Raw genomic sequence first — 17,894 nt, 5'->3', positions numbered from 1 at the left:
GCTGTCCCTAGACAGGTCATCCGGACGGGCGCGCCGAAGTCAGCGCGCCCCCCGAGCTCACTTGCAGCACCTTATACTCTACGGCCTCTTCCAAGTGCTTCCAGATTTCCGCTTCGGTCACGTCCGCGGCGCGGATCGTCTCCTCCACCGACTTCGCGCCGTCGACTTGCCGAAGGAAGCGCACCCACGGCTCCAATTTCGCGTCGAGCGTGAATTCGAGAACGTCATTTCTCAAAATGCAGTAGGCGTCGCTCCTGCCGGCCTTGGGGTCGCCCGCCTCCTTCCGGAGCACGCTGATCCCGTCGGCAAAGCGCAGGACGCTGCTTCGCTCGAGCGAAGGCGTCCTTTGAACGAGCGAAACGCCAAAGTTTTGCTCCCAAGTCGGCCAGTCACCGATGATCGCTTCAGACACAGGCAGATCGCCGCTCCAGCTGTCGGGAGCTTCTTCGGGCGCCTTCGCCATTGCGGCGAGAAGGCCCATGTTCACGAGATCGAGGGCGAGATCGACGTTTGAATATTCTGGATCGTTCGGCAGATCGTGGACAAACCGCCACAAGGCGTCCTTATCGACGACTTCAACGAAACCGGGCGCTGCGTCGATCGCCTCCTCGATCAACGCGTGGTTCTTGGCGCAGAGGAGATTATACAAGAGGCGGCGCGTATACTTCAGGTCGTCGCCTTGGAAAAAAGGCGTCTTCGGCCGATGGCGAAATTGTTCTGCGAGCTCGTTCCTCATGGCTTCTCGAAGGATCGTTTTGTCCCAGAACAGCTCTTCGCGCAATTGCGGCGGGACCGCATAGGTGAGCTCGACGAGACGATGGTCCAGGAAGGGCACGCGAGCTTCTATGGCGTTCGCGGCGGAGGTGCGATCCTCATGCCACAGCACCCACATCTGCAACACGCGGCGATGCATGTCTGTGTATCCGGCCCAGGGCGTTTCGTAAGGCGTCAACCCCGCCAGCTCAGCCAAGAAGCTCCGTGAGATCAACGGACGCCCGCCGGCTTGAAGAATGGCGTATTTGTTCCAGGCGCCGCTCCGCCGCAATAAGGATTCGCGCTCGTAGCCTTCCAAAATCTGCTCGAACTTGCGCCAAGACGGGTCGTGGACTGCGTTGTAAAAAGACCGCGTATATCCGCCGTTGAACTCGTCGCTGCCGCTGCCCAGCAGCATGACCTTCAATCCAGGAACCCGGGCACGGGCAAAGGCATGCAGGAGATATTTGTAATACTGCTCGGCGTCGGCGATTGGCGTTTCCACCATCCAAAGCATTGTGCGCCATAACGCCGGATCGACGTCCAGCTTTCGCCAATCGAACAGCGCCATGTGGATCGGTATGCCCAATGATTGCGCGGCCGCATAAGCCGAAGGCGCATCGCCGTTCCCGAGAGTGCTCTGAGAGAGCACGGAGAAAGCGTGAACCGCTTTATGCTTCGCTGCGAAATGAGCGACGGCGACCGAGTCGATCCCGCCGCTCAAAAACACGCCGCATTCCACGTCCGCCATGAGCTGCATTTCCACGGAGTCCTGGAGAAGCTCACGGTAATCGCTCACGTATCGCTCACGATCGAGATCCGCCTCCGGTCTCCGGTCGCATGCGGAGGCGGCGTCCCAATAAACGTGCTCGCGCCGTCTCCCCGTCGACAGCTCGATCTCAAGAAACTGTCCGGCTGGCAGATGATGCACACCAGTGAAAAACGAAGTGAGTCCGTATTCCCGGTGGGGGTATCTCATCCTGCTTCTAAGCGTCAGAGCGGCTTCCCAATCGAACTCTTTCGGAACGGTGGGGTGGGCGAGAACCGTCTTCACCTCTGAACCGAAGACGAGTAAATTATCATCGAAATAGTAATACAGAGGTTTCACGCCCAGCCGATCGCGGCCTAGATATATTTTGTTTCTTTCTTTATCAAGAAGCACAAATGCGAATATCCCGTTAAGCTCAGAAAGAAAGTCCATCCCCATGCGGGCGTATAAATACGGGATGACCTCGCAATCAGAATGGGTTCTAAAGCGTGAATTCGGGAGGAGACGTGTGCGGAGCTCCTTATGGTTGTAGATTTCTCCGTTGCACATCGTCACCACGGAACGCTTTTCGTCGAAAAGCGGTTGCTGGCCGCCTTGCAGGTCCACGATCGAGAGTCGTCTGAAACACAGACCCACGTTGGCGTGGATGTAAATTTGCTCATCGTCGGGACCGCGATGGCTCATTTGGCGGGCCATGTCGCGCAAGCGCTTCCCGTCAACGTCGGTTGAAACCTGTGCGCCATCGAGATGTATAATGCCGCCAATACCACACATCTTTTCGATCCCTGTCCGGCGAAGCGTCGGTTTCGTTCGCCTCTCGAGCGGTTTCTCGCGTCGTCGCGGAGACCGGCCCAATGGCGAGATCGTCGCGACTAGCACGAAAGCGTCGCGACAAAAACGGCGCAGGCGTTGGCGCCACGCGATTTGTGATACGCTCTCAGCGTTCGATCCGTACCGTGGATGTAAAATGATGCGCTTAGGTCGTTTCCTCGACGCCAATCAACAGCAAGCCGAAATTTGGAATGGCGAAGGGGGCCGCGCCTGGGTCGAAGGACGCGCGCTGCTCGACCGCATGTATCAGCCGGTTCTGGACTCCATCCTCGCAGCCTGTCCGCCGACGGTCGGCGATCGCCTTCTCGATGTTGGCTGCGGCGCCGGCGCGGTCACGATCGCCTATGCGCGGCATCTCGACTCCGGGCCGGCCTGTGTCGGCATCGACTTATCTTCTCGCATGATTGAGGCCGCGCGAGCCCGGTGCGAGCGTGAGAAGGCGAACGCCTCTTTCATTCAAGGCGATGCGCAAGTGTATCCTTTTGAGGAAGCAAGCTTCGATCTACTCGTATCTCGTTTTGGCGTCATGTTTTTCGACGATCCCGTGCGCGCCTTCGCCAACTTGCGGAGCGCCGCCAAGCCGAACGCCAAGGCCTGTTTCGCGGTCTGGCGCGGTCCGGCGGACAATGCCTTCATGCGCGAGGCGGAGCTCGCCGCCGCGCCCTTCCTGCCGGAAGCGCCGGCGCCAAATCCGAATGCGCCCGGGCGGTTTGCTCTGTCCAAGCGAGAGAGAATCGAAGCTGTCCTGAGCGGCAGCGGTTGGGGTCGGATTGAGATTCTTTCCGTCGACATTCCCTGCTCATTTCCCCTATGCGATCTGGACTATATGTTCACGAGCTTTGGCGCCATCGGCGCCGCGTTTCGGCAGCTCGACAAAGACTCACAAGCACAGCTCATCGAAAAGGTCCGACCCGTTTTTTCTAAGCATATTGTGGGAGAGGAAGTTCGCTTCACGGCCGGGTGCTGGATCATTTTAGCTCACAAGGTATGAAGAGCGGCCTCATGCGAGCGGCGAAGCCTTCGCAGTAAAACTGTGGCCTTTCTGCCACAACTTTTAAAAATCAGCTCCAAGGCAGATTAAATCCGGCCTCATGGCGGATGGCTTCTACAATTTTGTAGAGGCGCGATCTTCAAGGCTCGTTCTAAGCTCGTGAAACTGCAGCGACCTCGGCAGCAGAAGCAGGCGCTGCTTCCTGTCAGCGAGTCGGTCGGCCGTCCAATGAATTCGATCTCTTTCCGGCGCGACAATTGCGCCGAAACCCAGACAAGGACGTTCATCATGAAAGGTAAGCTGCTCGCCGCAACAGTGCTCGCCAGCGCCTTATCCGCGTCTGCCTTCGCCGCAGACCTGCCTTCGCTCAAGGCGCCCCTCGTTGTGCCGCCGCCGCCGCTCTGGACGGGGTTTTATGTCGGCGGAAACGCGGGCGGAATTTTGGGTGGGAGCTCTGGCCTGAGGAGCTATGGCGTTGATCTTTTCGACGACGCGTTTCCCGCGGCGGCGGGCGCCGCTGGCGCGCTGAGCGCCGCCGCTTCGGGGACCGGCGCCGGCAATAGAGGATCGTTCAGCGGCGGCGCCCAAGTCGGCTTCAATTATCAGTTCAATCCCCGCTTCCTGGTCGGGCTCGAGGCCGACATTCAAGGCGTGGCGGGCTCGAGCCTCAACACCAGCGTCACCGGTGTTGCGCGCGACCCGCTTGGTAGCCCGACGACCATGCTCACCGCTGGGCAAGTCCAGGCTTCGCTCGACTATGTCGGCACCATGCGCGCTCGCGCGGGCTTTCTCGCCACGCCAACCTTGCTGCTCTATGGGACGGCGGGTCTTGCTTACGCCAATGCGAATCTCTCTGCGGCCTATGCCTCCCTCGACCTTGCCGGCGTTTACGGCCCTGGATACGCGAGCGCCTCCTACTCGGACACGCGCGTCGGTTGGACAGCGGGCGCCGGCGTGGAATGGATGTTTCTGCCGAATTGGAGCGCCAAGATCGAATATCTCTATTATGACCTCGGCACGGTGAGCATCAACGCCATTCCCACCGGGGTCAACAGCTTCACGGGCTTCACGGGATACAACTACGCGACGTACACGAGCGCTCGCTTCAGCGGCAATCTCGTGCGTGCGGGCGTGAACTATCACTTCGCCTGGGGCGCTCCGATTCCTGTGCTCGCCAAATATTGATGCGAGCATCTCGCCGAGATCCACAAAATCTCGTTTCGTCCGTGTCTGATTTGGCGAAGCTCATACGTCTAACAAAAGGGCGCCGCATGGGGCGGACCCTCTCCAACAAAAGAGTTGGAGCCTAATCGAAGATCACAGGGGGAATAAGATGGCTATCAAGATTGCCAAGCGAATCATCATGAGCGTCATCGGCCGTGCGGGCGCCTGTTGCGGCAGCCACTGCACGCCCGTTCGCTAAAGCGTTGGCATGCCGTCGCTGCTCCGAGCGCGGCGGCATGCCATCGGGCGTGCGTCCAATCCCAGGCATGAAGGGGCGGAGTGATGCGGCTAGGATTCAATTTCACTCTCCCGGAAACCTACGACATGGTCCGGCGAATGAACGCCGAGGGACATATCGATTATGTGGAGCTGCTGATCGATAATTTCCTGTGCGTGCCCCCCTCCGAGCTGGCGGAGGCCTTTTCATGCCCCGTCGGCTTTCACATCATGTTTTCCCGGTTCCTTGAAGAGGATCGTGACACGCTGCGCGATTTCGCGCGTCGTCTTCGCCCCTATATCGACGCGCTCAATCCGATCTATGTTTCGGATCATTGTGCCTACTTCACCGAGCACGGACGCAGGCTGCTTTTCCTCGGGGAGTTCGACTACTCGCGCGATTATGAGTCAGCGCGAGAAAAGGCCGAGTTCTGGCAGAACGAGCTGGGAACGAAGCTGCTGGTCGAGAACTATCCTTCGATCATGTTTGGCGGCCATGAAGCGCCGGAGTTTTTTGAAAAACTTCAGCAAGAGATTGGGACCGGGGTGCTCTTCGACGCGTCGAACGCCGTTTGCGCCTACGGCAATATCGGACTTCCTCTCGAAAGATGGGACCGAGTGATCGCGAGCAATCGCCATTTTCACGTCGCCGGCTACCGTAACTCGATGATCCAGCCCTATGTGCGGCTGGATACTCACGCGGAGGCGCTGGCGCCCGACACGATCGAGTTTCTTTCGTCTCGCCGGGAGTTGTTCGACAAGGAAGGCGCGACGATGACCTACGAGCGCGACAACGAAATCCACTACGACGACATCGTCGCCGATCTCTCTCGGCTACGCGCCATTTTTCCCAAGCAGCAGGTCAGCGCTCGTGAACTCGCCATCGCAACAGCTTGAAAAGAACGACTCGTTCAAGGATAGCGACTTGCTCGGCGCGTTGTCGCGCCCGGCCCGCATCTTCGACTATCCGCCCGAGTCCCGCGCCTTCGTGCGTATAGACGCGAGCACACGCGTTTATTGGCATCATCTGTTCGACATCTGTCCCCGGCTGCTCGAAATGAGTCCTCCCGACGGAGCGGCGATCTTCTGGCCCTTTATGGCCTGGGCCGACGAATGCGGGCTTACGCTGGGTTGGACTTGGTATCTCTGGGTCTACCACTGGCTGCTCCAATCCGAATTCAAGAACAGGCTGAACGAAGAAATCCTTCTCGAGATCATGGGTGCGGCCGCGGCGGGATGGGCAATCTACGACAAGGGACGAAATTGCGGTGTCGTCATCGGCTGTCGCGACACGCCGAACCTTGTGGCGGGCTGGAAAGTTCGCACGGTCAATACAGGGCGTCAGGTCGAGTTGTTGGAAATCGAAGACATTCCGGCGCCAACGGAGTTGTTCGGCTGCTTTTTCGCGCCGGATTTCGAGCTCAAGACGTTCCCAGGATGGGAAGGTCTCTCCAGATGAGCGATCGATAGATGATCGAGCTATCCTTCTGGCGCGGCTTTCCGCCGATGTTGGCAAGCTTTTGCCTGCGCGCTGTCGTGGTGCAGCTGGATTTGGCGATGGTCGCGAGGCTTGGCGCGGGAGCGCTGGCGGGATACGCTCTCATCTCGCGCGTCGCCGTGCTCGACGCCGCGCTGACCGTTGCCGTCGGCTCGATGTCGTTGATCGTCCTCTCGCGCGCGCAGCCGGCTCGGGCGCACCGGAAGCTGTTGCAGGAGATATGGATTTGCGCAGCGCTGCTCGGACTTGCGGCCGCGTCGATCGGAGCGCTCGCCTATCCCGTCTTGATTGATCTCTTGGCCCACAAGGATCCGGCGGCCGAATTCGCGCATTCTGCTATTTTCATTTACCTCTCGGCCGCGCCGGTGCGGATGGTCGAGAGCGCGACCATTTTCGCCCTCCATTCGCTCGGGCGAGGCGGCCTCGTTCTGGGCTGGCAGATTTGTGAAACCGCCGTAAAGGCCGCGCTCAATCTTCACCTTATCGCGTCGTTCGGCTTCGTGGGATGTTTTATCGCGAGCGTCACAGTCGAGATCCTGTCGGCCCTTTGGGCCGTGATCGTGATCAGGCGGATCGTCGTGGCGGAAGGAGAGAGCCCGCCCGCGGGCTTCCGCGCGTCCTTCATGCGGGACTGCATCATCGAGTCGACGCGCGGGCTGGCGCCGCAACTCGCCGTATTCGCCTCATTTGCGCTTTTCGCGCTCTCCCAAGCCGCTCCGGCCGGAATGCAGCGCTTGGACGCCTACGCGGCTGTGCAAGGCCTGATTGTGCTCGTTCTGGCGCCGCTGTTGGCGGCGACTCGTTTCTTCGCCATGCGCTTTTGCGGGTGCGCTCCTGCCGAAGTCAAACGCCTCATATCGACCTTGCTATTGGGGGGAGCGCCTCTGCTGTTTGTCATCGCCGGCGCGTTGGCGCTCGGAAGAGACGCTCTCGGCGCCGCGCTTTACGGAAATCTCGGACCCTGGTGGTCGAGCTTCGCGGTCGCTTTGGCGCTGTCCTTGCCGTTACGATATGCGGGAGCGCTTCTGCGCGGCGCGCTGCTCTCGCACGGCCGTATCGGGGTGGTCGCCACGGCCGACAGCGCGGCGCCCTGGCTCTTCGCCCTACCGCTTATTGCGCTGGGTCTTTTCTTCGATCAGCCGGCGGTCGCGTGCTTGTCGTTGCTCGCGCCTGAAGTCGCCTGCGTGCTTTGGCTTTGGCGCCGCCAATCTCTTCATGAGGAGAAGGGCGCCAGCCTTGCTAGCGGCTTCCAGCTGTCCTGAGCAGGGTTTCGAGAGTGGAAACGGGTGACCCAATCAACCTGCTTGAACATAGCATGCTGAGCAAGGATTCGTCGTTGAGCCGACGATCGCTTGCCCAGGACAAAAGGGTGGGGCGCGTGGCGCAGAGAATTCATGTTCCCGTTCTCGTCATTGGCGCGGGATTCGCCGGTCTGACCTCCGCCTTGTTCCTAGGATGGCTTGGCGTTCCCTGTCTGCTGGTGGAGCGCCGGGACTCTCTTTCAACCCATCCGCGCGCGCATGGCTTGAATCGGCGCAGCATGGAGCTTCTGCGTTCCGTCAAGGGATTGGAGGCGGAACTCTTCGCCGCCTCGAGAAGCGGCCCCAACGATTGGACGATCGCTGTCTCGCAGACCGTCACCGGAACGCCGATAAGCGTCATCAATACGAAAGCGATGAACGACGCCTCGAGCAGCCTGTCGCCTGCGCGTCTTTGCAGCGCAGGACAGGACCGCGTGGAGCCTGTCCTGTTGCGTTACGCCCGCGCGCATGGCGCGGATGTGCGATTTTCGACGAGCCTGGTGGGATTTGAGCAAGGCGCGGACTGCGTCATGGCAGAGCTGCGAGAAGAGAAGACGGGAGAACGCGTCGACGTCATCTGCGATTATCTTCTCGCGGGAGATGGCGCAGGCAGCTCGGTTCGAAAAGAACTCGGGGTGGAGATGGAAGGTCCGGGCGTGCTGACACACGCCGTATCGATGCTCTTTGAGGCGGATCTTCCCTCGGTGCTGAATGGAGCGGGCGCGCATCTATATTATCTGCGCAATTCGGAATTCACCGGCGCCTTCGTCAGCTGCGATGACCCGCGTTTCGGACAACTCAACGTCGAGTACGATCCGGCGACGAAAACTCCCCGAGACTTCGGCCGGATGCATTGTGCCGATCTGGTGCGAAAGGCGCTGGGAACGTCCGAGCTCGAAGTGAAGGTGCATGACGTGCTGCCGTGGCAAATGTCGGCTTCTGTCGCGAAGCAGTTTTCCCGGGGACGCGTTTTCCTCGTGGGCGACGCGGCCCATCTGACGCCGCCGGTCGGCGGCTTAGGCGGGCAGGGCGGCATTCAGGACGCAGCCGATCTCGCGTGGAAGCTCGCTTTCGTGATCAAGGGATATGCCGGAGCCGACCTGCTGACGACTTATGAGGCGGAGCGCCGGCCGGTCGCTCATCTCGCTAACGCGCGCGGCATCGCCAATTACGTCGAGCGGATGCGCCCGGATCGCGAAGATATCCGAATTCGGAGCGCCGAAGCCGATTATCTCAACGTCGTGTTTGGTTATCGCTACCGTTCGCGAGCCATCGTTCCAGGCCCCGACGACGACGGTTCATCGAGCGAGGATCCATACGCCCCTTCCGTCTCGCCGGGCTTCCGGATTCCGCACGCTCTCATGAATGTCCAGGGAAAGCAGCTCTCGCTCCACGATTTGTCGGCCGGAGGCTTTGTCCTGATCGCCGGGAAAAACGCCGCGCATTGGATGAAGGCCGCGGCGCGCTTCGCCGTGCTGACGGGCTTCCCGCTAAAGTCTTACCGGATAGACGCCGATCTCCAATCGACTGAAGATCTCCATCGAACTCTGCGGCTCGACGATGACGCAGCGCTTCTTATCAGACCCGACGGCTTCGTCGCCTGGCGCGGGGACGGGCTCCAGGGCGCCGACGATCGATTAGCCAGCGCGTTGGATCAAATCTGCGCCAGGTCCGATCGACCAGAAGAGTCTCGGCGAGCTTGATGTCGACGTGAAGCGAGGGAGTGACCAATGCGCCAAGCGATAGAGCATGGCCCCAGTCCGTGGTGGGCCGGATTCCTGTTGACGAGCCCTTTGCGTCGCCTCGTCCATGATCCGCATGAGATTCTCTCGCCTTTCGTCAATGAGGGAATGCTGGTCCTGGAGCCTGGTCCCGGACGTGGGTTCTTCACGCTGGAGCTGGCGCGGCTCGTCGGACCCAAGGGAAGAGTGTTCACCTCCGAGCTGCAAACGGCGTCAGTCGAAGGCCTGAAGCGACGAGCCCAGCGCGCAAAGCTCGGCGATCGTATCGACGCCAGGCAAGCCTCGCGCTTTTCGCTCGGTATTGACGATTTGGCTGGCGCGATCGATTTCGCTTTCTTGTTCGCAGTTGCCCATGAAGTGGCGGACCCCGAGCGCTTCTTCGGCGAAATCGTCCAAGCCTTAAAGCCGGAGGCTTTGTTGCTGCTCGTCGAGCCGGACGGTCATGTGGCGATCGAATCTTTTCAAGGATTGACCGCCGCGGCCGTCGGCTCCGGTCTGATGGTCATGACGTCGGGCCCAAGCATCGACGGAAGCCATGTGGTTTTGTTGCGGAAGTCCCTCTGCGCCGGCGCCGTAACTGTGGCGGCTCGCGGACGTCGCGGATGAACCGAGAAAGCAACATAGAAACCATCCATCCGGCTCCGCTTCGCTGGAGCTCGTACCGTTGGCCTCTGGCGTTCGCTCTGATCGCTATTCTGGTAGGCGGCGGGCTCTGGCGCTATTATGCGTCCTCCAAAAATGCGCCAGGGTCGACTGCCGGCGCTCACCCGGTCGGGCGCGGGCCGGCGACCCCCGTTGCCTATGAAGAGGTTCATGCGGGGGATTTCCCGGTCATATTGACGGGGCTCGGCACCGTCACGCCTTCCGCCACCTCGGTCGTGAAGTCGCAAATCTCTGGACAATTGGTGGAGGTGAATTTCGTCGAAGGCCAGGCCGTCAAGGCCGGCGACATTCTCGCTAAGGTCGATTCTCGCACCTATGAGCTGACGCTTAAACAAAACGAAGGGCAGTTGCGTCGCGACCTCGCCACTTTGCACAATGCGCAACGCGATCTCGAGCGGTATCGGACATTGCGCAGCAAGGTTCAGGACGCAGTTTCCGCCCAGCAGGTCGATTCCCAAGAGGCGCTCATCGCCCAAACCAGGGCGACGGTCGAAATCGACCAGGCGATGGTCGATACGGCGCGCCTCAATCTCGGCTACTGCAATATCGTGTCGCTGATCGATGGACGCACGGGCCTCCGCCAGGTCGATCAGGGAAATTTCGTCACGCCAAACGACCCAAACGGCATTGTCGTGGTCACGCGCCTGAAGCCCATCACAGTGATTTTCACGCTTCCTGAGAGCCGCTTGCAGCCGGTGTTGCGACGCTTCCGATCCGGGGCGAAGCTCCCCGTCGCGGCCTTTGATAACGCGTCCTCGACCAAGCTCGCTTTGGGCGAGCTGAAGGCGATTGATAATCAGATCGATCCCGCCACGGGCACAGTCAAGTTACGCGCCGAATTCGCGAATGAAGACGAGAGGCTGTTTCCCAGCCAGTTCGTCAACGTCGAGCTATACGTCGAAATGTTGCACGACGCGGTGACGGCGCCTCTCGCCGCTATGCAGCGAGGCCCGGAGGGTTCCCTCGTCTATCTGATCAAGCCCGACAACACGGTTGCGTCGCGCCCGGTGAAGCTCGGCGCTTCGGCTCATGATCGCGTCATCGTGGAGACGGGGTTGCAAAGTGGAGATCGGGTCGTGACCGAAGGCGCAACCAGACTGCGTGACGGTGCGAGCGTAACCCTTCCCGCGGCGGCCGCCCGGCCAGGCGGCCCCCCAGGCCGCTGAATCAACCTAAGGCCCGAGTTGAAGACAAACGTCCTCCCATCACCCTCGAGGGAGATCCGCGGGAGCCATGAGCACAAGAAGCGCAAGCGATGAAGCAAGAGCACAGCTTCGCGCCCCCCGGGACGCAGGGCTAAACCCATCGCGACCGTTCATTTTCCGCCCAGTGGCCACATGGCTCTTGATGGCGGTCTTTTTGATTGCCGGATGCGCAGCCTACAGCTTTCTGCCCTTGTCCGCGCTCCCTAACGTCGATTACCCGACCATCCAAGTGCAAGCCTTTCTGCCCGGCGCCAGTCCGGAAATGATGACGTCGACAGTGACGACGCCCCTAGAGCGCCAGCTGGGTCAGATGCCGGGACTGATCCAGATGGCGTCGACGAGTTCCGCCGGGGCCTCGGTCATCACCCTGCAGTTCGGCTTGAACCTCAGCCTGGACGTCGCCGAGCAGGAGGTTCAGGCCGCGATCAATGCGGCGAGCAATCTGCTTCCGCCTGACCTGCCGAGCCCTCCCACCTACGCGAAGATCAATCCGGCCGACGCGCCGATCATGACTCTTGCGATCACCTCGTCCACCTTGGCTCTGACCGAAGTCGAGGAGATCGCCGAAACGCGGCTCGCACAGAAAATATCTCAGCTGCCGGGCGTCGGATTGGTCAGCGTCAATGGGGGCAACAGGCGAGCGGTGCGCATCCGCTTCGACCCTCGGTCCTTGGCGGCGCACCGCCTCGGCATCGATGATCTTCGCGCGATCATCGGCAACGCCAATGTCAATGCGCCGAAAGGCAGCTTCGACGGCCCGGCGCAAGCTTCGACGATCAACGCCAACGACCAGATCACCAACCTCGAAGATTATAAAGGTCTGATCATCGCCTATCGCGCGGGCCGTCCGGTGCGCCTCACCGATGTCGCCACCGTGGAGTTCGGACCCGAAAACACGAAGCTCGCCGCCTGGGCCAACAGAACGCGCGCCATCATTCTCGACATTCGCCGCCAACCGGGAGCGAATGTCGTCGAAGTGACCGAGAGCGTCAAAGCTCTACTCCCGGGGCTCGAATCCACGCTGCCCGCCGCCATCGATATCGCCATTCTGAGCGATCGCACGACAACGATTCGCGCCTCGATCGCCAATGTCCAATTTGAGCTGGCGCTCGCGGTGATTCTCGTCGTTTTGATCATCTATCTGTTTTTGCGCAATCTGTCGGCGACGATCATTGCCGGTATGTCGGTCCCTCTATCCATCGTCGGAACTTTTGCAGCCATGCCGCTCTTGGGCTTCGGGCTCGACAATCTGTCGCTGATGGCGCTGACGATCTCGACCGGATTTGTCGTGGACGACGCCATCGTGATGACCGAAAACATCATCCGTCATCGAGAAAACGGCAGCAGTCCTCTGCAGGCGGCGCTGAAAGGGTCTCAAGAAATCGGCTTCACGATCATAACCCTGACGATTTCTCTCATCGCCGCCCTCATCCCCCTTCTGTTCATGGCCGATGTCGTGGGCCGCCTCTTTCACGAGTTCGCCATCACGCTTGCAGCGGCGCTCGTGATTTCGGCGATCGTATCGCTGACCCTTGTGCCCATGCTCTGCGCGAGGTCAAGGTGGCGCCGAGCCGGCGCGGCGTTCAGCCGCCTTGATCAGTTGGGCGACGGCCTCTTCGACAAAATGAAGGTGAGCTACAGGAAGGCTCTGCAGTTCACGCTTCGGCGCCAACCGCACACTCTTACCGTAGCCGTCATCACGCTCGCTGTCACGGTCGCACTTTACGTGGTGATCCCCAAGGGGTTTTTTCCCGTCCAAGATACCGGGATGATCCAGGCGATCACCGAGGCCCCGCAGAGCGTCTCTCTCGAAGCCATGGCGCGTCTTCAAACCGAGCTTGCGGACCGCATTCTGAGCGATCCCGCAGTCGAGAGCCTGAGCTCATTCATAGGCGTCGACGGGATCAATGCGACGCGAAACAGCGGACGCTTTCTCATCAATCTAAGATCTTGGAGCGAACGCCGTCTGAGCGCCGCCGACGTCGTTCGCCGTTTGCAGAGGGACACGGCAGATGTCGCCGGCGTCAGGCTTTCCATGCAGCCTGTGCAGGACATGACCATCGACGCCGGCGTCAGCCGCGCGCAATATAGCTTCATTTTGCAATCCGCCGATCCTGGAGAGTTGAACGGTTGGACCGCGCGGCTCATGCAAGAGCTCGAACGAGCGCCGGAGCTCAGCAATGTCGCAAGCGATCTGCAGCAGGCGGGATTGGCCGTGGATCTCATTATCGATCGCACCGCGGCTTCGCGGTTCGGCATCGCTCCTGCGACAGTCGATAACATGCTCTATGACGCGTTCGGTCAACGCATCGTCTCGACAATCTATACGCAGTCCAACCAGTATCGCGTGATCTTAGAGGTCGATCCAAATTTGCAGAGCGCTCTCGAGAGCCTGTCGACGCTCTACCTCCCATCGTCGGTGTCGACGTCGAACGGGCAGGTCCCGCTTTCCGAGATCGTTCATGTCGTGCAACGCCATGGCCCCTTGTCCATCATGCATCTCGGGCAGTTTCCGGCAACCACGATATTTTTCGACGTGGCCCCGGGAGCCTCGCTGGCGTCGGCCGTGAGAGCGATTGAGCGGGCCGAGAAGGAGATCGGGCTGCCGGTCAGCTTCACCACGTCTTTTCAAGGCGCTGTCGCCGCGTTCCGCGCCTCGGCGTCAAAAGAGCTTCTCTTGATCGCCGCAGCTATCGTCACGATGTATATCGTGCTCGGCGTGCTCTACGAGAGTTTCATACATCCGATCACAATCTTGTCCACGCTTCCCTCGGCGGGTCTCGGCGCCTTGCTTACTTTGCTCGCGCTTGGGAAGGGACTCGACATCATCGGTTTCATCGGAATCATCCTGCTCATCGGAATTGTGAAGAAGAACGCGATCATGATCGTCGATTTCGCGCTCAACGCGCAGCGCTCTGGCGGGCTTCCCGCGCAGGAGGCGGTTTTTCAGGCCTGTCTTCTGCGTCTCCGCCCGATCTTGATGACCACCTTGGCCGCGATTTTCGGGGCGTTGCCCATGATGCTGGGTACGGGCGTTGGCTCAGAGCTCCGGCAACCGCTGGGCGCGGCTATCGTTGGCGGATTGATTCTCAGCCAAGCGATGACGCTGTTCACGACGCCCGTCATTTACCTCTACTTCGATCGCCTCGGCGCCCGGCTCGCGGGTTGGAAAGCGGCGTCCGCCCTCGCCGCCGGCGAGTCCGAGGAATGAATTTCTGCGCTTTTTTCGTCGCACGACCCGTGGGAACGGCGCTTCTCACCATTGGACTCGCTTTGGCGGGCTGCATCGCATTTTTCGAGCTGCCGGTCGCTCCGCTGCCGCAGGTGGACTTCCCAACCCTTGCGGTGACCGCGCTACTGCCGGGGGCCAGCGCCGAGACCGTGGCGAAGAGCGTCGCCAACCCGCTCGAGCATTATCTCGGCCGGATCGGCCATGTGACGGAGATGAGTTCCACGAGCAGCCCGGGTCAGGCTCGCATCGTGCTACAGTTCGATATAAATCGCGATATCGACGGCGCGGCGCGCGATGTGCAAGCGGCGTTGAACGCGGCGCGCTCCGACCTGCCTTCGAACTTGCCCAACAGTCCGACCTATCGAAAGCTCAATCCGGCCGAAGCGCCGGTTCTCATCCTGGTCTTGACCTCGAAAACCTTGACCCCGGATCGCATTTACGACCTTGCCAGCAATTTTCTGCAGCTCGGATTGTCCCAGCTCGACGGTGTCGGCCAAGTTGTCGTAGGCGGCTCGAGTCCGCCAGCCGTGCGTATCGAGCTCAACCCCAAAGCGCTATTCAAATATGGCCTGGGCCCCGAAGATGTGCGCGCTACGCTTGTCGCGGCAAATGCGAACGGCCCTAAGGGTGAGATCAACAATGTCGATCAGACCTTCGAAATCTACACGAACGATCAAGCGACGCGGGCGAACGACTATCTTTCTCTGATTGTCGGGTATCGCAATGGCGCAGCGATCCGCCTGAGTGAAATTGCCGAGGTGGAGGACTCGGTTGAGGACTTGCGCAACGAATGCCTCGCCAATGGCGAGAAGGCGGTAGCCGTCTATATTTATCGTCAGCCCGGAGCCAATGTCCTCGCGACGGTCGAGCGCGTGAAGGCCGAGCTTCCGAAACTTGCGGCGGCGATGCCCGCCGAGATCGGCATCACGCTTAAATCCGACAGAAGCAATACGATCCGCGCTTCCCTCCACGATACCGAGGGAACGCTGGTGGTCGCGATCTTCCTCGTCACGCTCACCGTCTTCTTGTTTCTGCGAGATGCTCGCGCGACCCTCATTCCTGCTGTCGTCACGACAGTCTCGATCGTCGCGACCTTCGGCGCGATGTATCTGTTGGGCTTCAGCTTGAACAATTTTTCGCTGATGGCTTTGATCGTCGCCACAGGATTCGTCGTCGATGACGCGATTGTCGTTCTTGAGAACATTTCTCGCCACATCGAAAACGGAAGGGGACGCGTCGAAGCCTCTATCCGCGGCGCTCAGGAGGTGGGGTTCACCGTGCTCTCGATCAGCCTCTCGCTGATCGCCGTTTTTGTTCCAATCCTCTTCATGGGCGGCATCCTAGGGCGTCTGTTCCGCGAGTTTGCGGTGACCCTTTCCGTCGCCGTTCTCGTCTCGCTCCTTCTGTCCTTGACGGCGACGCCGATGCTCTGCGCGAGATTCCTAAAGGCGGAATCCTCGAAGCCTACACGACCGCGCTATGATTTCCAGGCTTGGCTCCTCAATGCATACGCGCGGAGCCTAAGCTGGTCCTTGCGCCACGGCCCGGTCATCATCGTGATCTTGATTTCGACCATTGGCCTGAACATTTGGCTCTTCTCGATCGTTCCGAAGGGCTTTTTTCCGCAAGAAGACACCGGTCGACTGGCCGGCGCCATCCGGGCGGACCAAACCGTTTCCTTTCAATTGATGCGGAGCAAGCTCGCACAGTTCGAAAAGATCATCGAAAGCGATCCTGCGGTGGAAAGCGTGTCGGGCGTCGCCGGCTCCGCCATGGGCCAAACGAACAGCGCGCCGGTTTTCGTCGACTTGAAACCGACGTCGCAGCGCGACGTCAGCGCGGATGAAGTCATAGCGCGTCTGCGGGGCAGGGCCGCGCAGGTTCCCGGCGCTCGGCTCTTCCTGAGATCGGTCCAGGATTTGTTTGTAGGCGCACGACAGGGCGACGCTCAATATCAGTTCACTCTTCGAGGCGATAATGTGAGCGATCTCTATGACTTCGTGCCGCGCCTTGTGGCTGCGCTGCGAGGAAGCTCCATTCTGAGCGACGTCAGCTCGGACATGGAGGATAACGGGCTTGAAACGAATGTCGCGATCGACCGTGAGACGGCTTCTCGACTGGGGGTCACGACGAGCGACATCGACAACACGCTCTACGACGCTTTCGGACAGCGCCAAGTCTCGGTGATCTATGGCCCGATCAACCAATATCACGTGGTGATGGAGGTGGAGCCGCGCTATTGGCAGGATCCGACGATCTTAGACGACCTCTATGTCGGCGCCGCCAGTGGCCCCGCGGCAAGCAACACGCCTTTCGAAGCGAAGGCGCAGAGCGCGCGGGCGCCGGGGTTGACGGTGCGTCGCGATGTCGGCGGCGACGCGATCGCTTCCCCCAGTCGTGCAAGGAGCACCGCGCCGATAAATGCAAGTGGAGGAAGCGCGCCGACTCGGGAGGCCGTCAGCACGCGTCAGCAAATCATGGCGCCGATGTCCTCTTTCGCCCATTTCGCCTCCGGTGCGGCGCCGACCGCGATCTACCATCAGGGGCTCTTCGCGGCGATCACCGTTTCATTCAATCTCAATTCGGGCCGAGCCTTGGGAGAGGCCGACGCAGAGATCCGACGGATCATGGCGGAACTCCAGGCGCCTTCGACGATTCATGGGAGTCTCGAGGGGACGGCCGGGGCCTTCGCGGACTCCCTTGGGAAAGAGCCCTGGCTCATTCTCGCCGCGCTCGCGGCCGTCTATATCGTCCTCGGGGTGCTCTATGAGAGCTTCATTCATCCGATCACGATCCTAACGACCTTGCCTTCGGCGGGCGTCGGAGCGGTGCTGGCGCTTTTGCTGTTCGACCTCGATTTCAGCATTATCGCGCTCATCGGCGTGATTCTCCTCATCGGCATCGTCAAGAAAAACGCGATATTGATGATCGATTTCGCGCTCGAGGCGCAACGTTCGCATCGACTCGCGCCTGGCGACGCCATTTTTCGCGCAAGTGTCTCGCGTTTCCGTCCGATCTTGATGACGACCTTGGTCGCGATCTTCGGAGCCGTCCCGCTGGCGTTGAGCTTCGGCGACGGGGGAGAGATCCGCCGCCCCCTGGGCACTTCCCTGGTCGGGGGCCTCATCGTCAGCCAATTGCTGACTCTTTACACCACGCCAGTCGTCTATCTCTATCTCGAGAGTCTCCGCTCTTGGTCGGGTCAACGATGGCGCCGTTTCTTTCGCCGGCGCTCGAGTTTCCCTTCCAGTCATCCGGAGGAAACCGTCGGATAAGCTTGATTTCGGGGTCTCACGCCGCGTCCCCCGCGTCTTTATGTCCTTGCGGCGACGAGAAAGGCGGCTCCCCAATGAGAAGTCTCGCCACTCTAACGATGCGAGTCTGTTTTACGTTGGCTGCGGTTTTTCGGCTTGCCGGACCGGCGAGCGCCGAAAGCCCTCCGCCGGCCGTGATGCGATCCGCGCACGCG

At 60.4% G+C, this 17,894-nt stretch carries 12 protein-coding genes; 11 read left to right on the top strand and 1 reads right to left on the bottom strand.

The genetic code is table 11. The features are described 5' to 3' along the window. Window positions 1-16 precede the first annotated feature (16 nt). On the bottom strand, window positions 17-2,296 hold the full coding sequence (asnB, locus tag QMG80_RS20520; RefSeq protein ID WP_085770861.1) for an asparagine synthase (glutamine-hydrolyzing): 2,280 nt from the start codon (window positions 2,294-2,296) through the stop codon (window positions 17-19). A gap of 193 nt (window positions 2,297-2,489) precedes the next feature. Between asnB and QMG80_RS20515 the strand changes: the two genes are divergently transcribed. From QMG80_RS20515 to QMG80_RS20470, 11 genes are all read left to right on the top strand, one after another. Continuing rightward, a complete protein-coding gene (locus tag QMG80_RS20515; RefSeq protein WP_199769038.1) occupies window positions 2,490-3,344 on the top strand; it encodes a class I SAM-dependent methyltransferase in 855 nt (284 codons plus the stop codon). Between the two features lie 288 nt (window positions 3,345-3,632). Then, window positions 3,633-4,529, top strand: a complete 897-nt coding sequence (locus QMG80_RS20510) for an outer membrane protein (protein WP_085773556.1) — start codon at window positions 3,633-3,635, stop codon at window positions 4,527-4,529. A 148-nt stretch (window positions 4,530-4,677) separates the two neighbouring features. After that, window positions 4,678-4,767 (top strand): methanobactin, encoded by a 90-nt coding sequence (mbnA, locus tag QMG80_RS21615; protein WP_085770860.1) that lies wholly within the window; start codon window positions 4,678-4,680, stop codon window positions 4,765-4,767. Window positions 4,768-4,850: 83 nt separating this feature from the next. Further along, complete coding sequence (mbnB, locus tag QMG80_RS20505; RefSeq protein WP_085770859.1) at window positions 4,851-5,681, top strand: methanobactin biosynthesis protein MbnB; 831 nt, start codon at window positions 4,851-4,853, stop codon at window positions 5,679-5,681. A 28-nt stretch (window positions 5,682-5,709) separates the two neighbouring features. Further along, window positions 5,710-6,243 carry a methanobactin biosynthesis protein MbnC gene (gene mbnC / locus QMG80_RS20500; protein ID WP_158658912.1) on the top strand — a complete coding sequence of 178 codons (534 nt, stop codon included), beginning with the start codon at window positions 5,710-5,712 and terminating at the stop codon, window positions 6,241-6,243. A gap of 11 nt (window positions 6,244-6,254) precedes the next feature. Continuing rightward, window positions 6,255-7,544, top strand: coding sequence for a hypothetical protein (mbnM, locus tag QMG80_RS20495; RefSeq protein WP_085770858.1), 1,290 nt, complete (start codon window positions 6,255-6,257; stop codon window positions 7,542-7,544). Between the two features lie 116 nt (window positions 7,545-7,660). After that, window positions 7,661-9,286, top strand: coding sequence for a methanobactin biosynthesis FAD monooxygenase MbnF (mbnF, locus tag QMG80_RS20490; RefSeq protein ID WP_245300107.1), 1,626 nt, complete (start codon window positions 7,661-7,663; stop codon window positions 9,284-9,286). A gap of 27 nt (window positions 9,287-9,313) precedes the next feature. After that, entirely contained in the window at window positions 9,314-9,931 is a 618-nt protein-coding gene (locus QMG80_RS20485) for a methyltransferase domain-containing protein (protein WP_085770856.1), read from the top strand. Next, entirely contained in the window at window positions 9,928-11,154 is a 1,227-nt protein-coding gene (locus tag QMG80_RS20480; RefSeq protein ID WP_085770855.1) for an efflux RND transporter periplasmic adaptor subunit, read from the top strand. Before QMG80_RS20485 ends, QMG80_RS20480 begins: the two co-directional genes overlap by 4 nt. A 181-nt stretch (window positions 11,155-11,335) precedes the next feature. Next, complete coding sequence (locus QMG80_RS20475; RefSeq protein ID WP_245300105.1) at window positions 11,336-14,404, top strand: efflux RND transporter permease subunit; 3,069 nt, start codon at window positions 11,336-11,338, stop codon at window positions 14,402-14,404. Further along, on the top strand, window positions 14,401-17,700 hold the full coding sequence (locus tag QMG80_RS20470; protein ID WP_085770853.1) for an efflux RND transporter permease subunit: 3,300 nt from the start codon (window positions 14,401-14,403) through the stop codon (window positions 17,698-17,700). Before QMG80_RS20475 ends, QMG80_RS20470 begins: the two co-directional genes overlap by 4 nt. Window positions 17,701-17,894 lie beyond the last annotated feature (194 nt).

The sequence above is a fragment of the Methylocystis bryophila genome (assembly GCF_027925445.1).
In the GTDB taxonomy this organism is placed as follows: Bacteria; Pseudomonadota; Alphaproteobacteria; order Rhizobiales; family Beijerinckiaceae; genus Methylocystis; species Methylocystis bryophila.
Note: the sequence above shows the minus strand (reverse complement) of the source record. Positions and strands in the feature narration are given on the sequence as shown.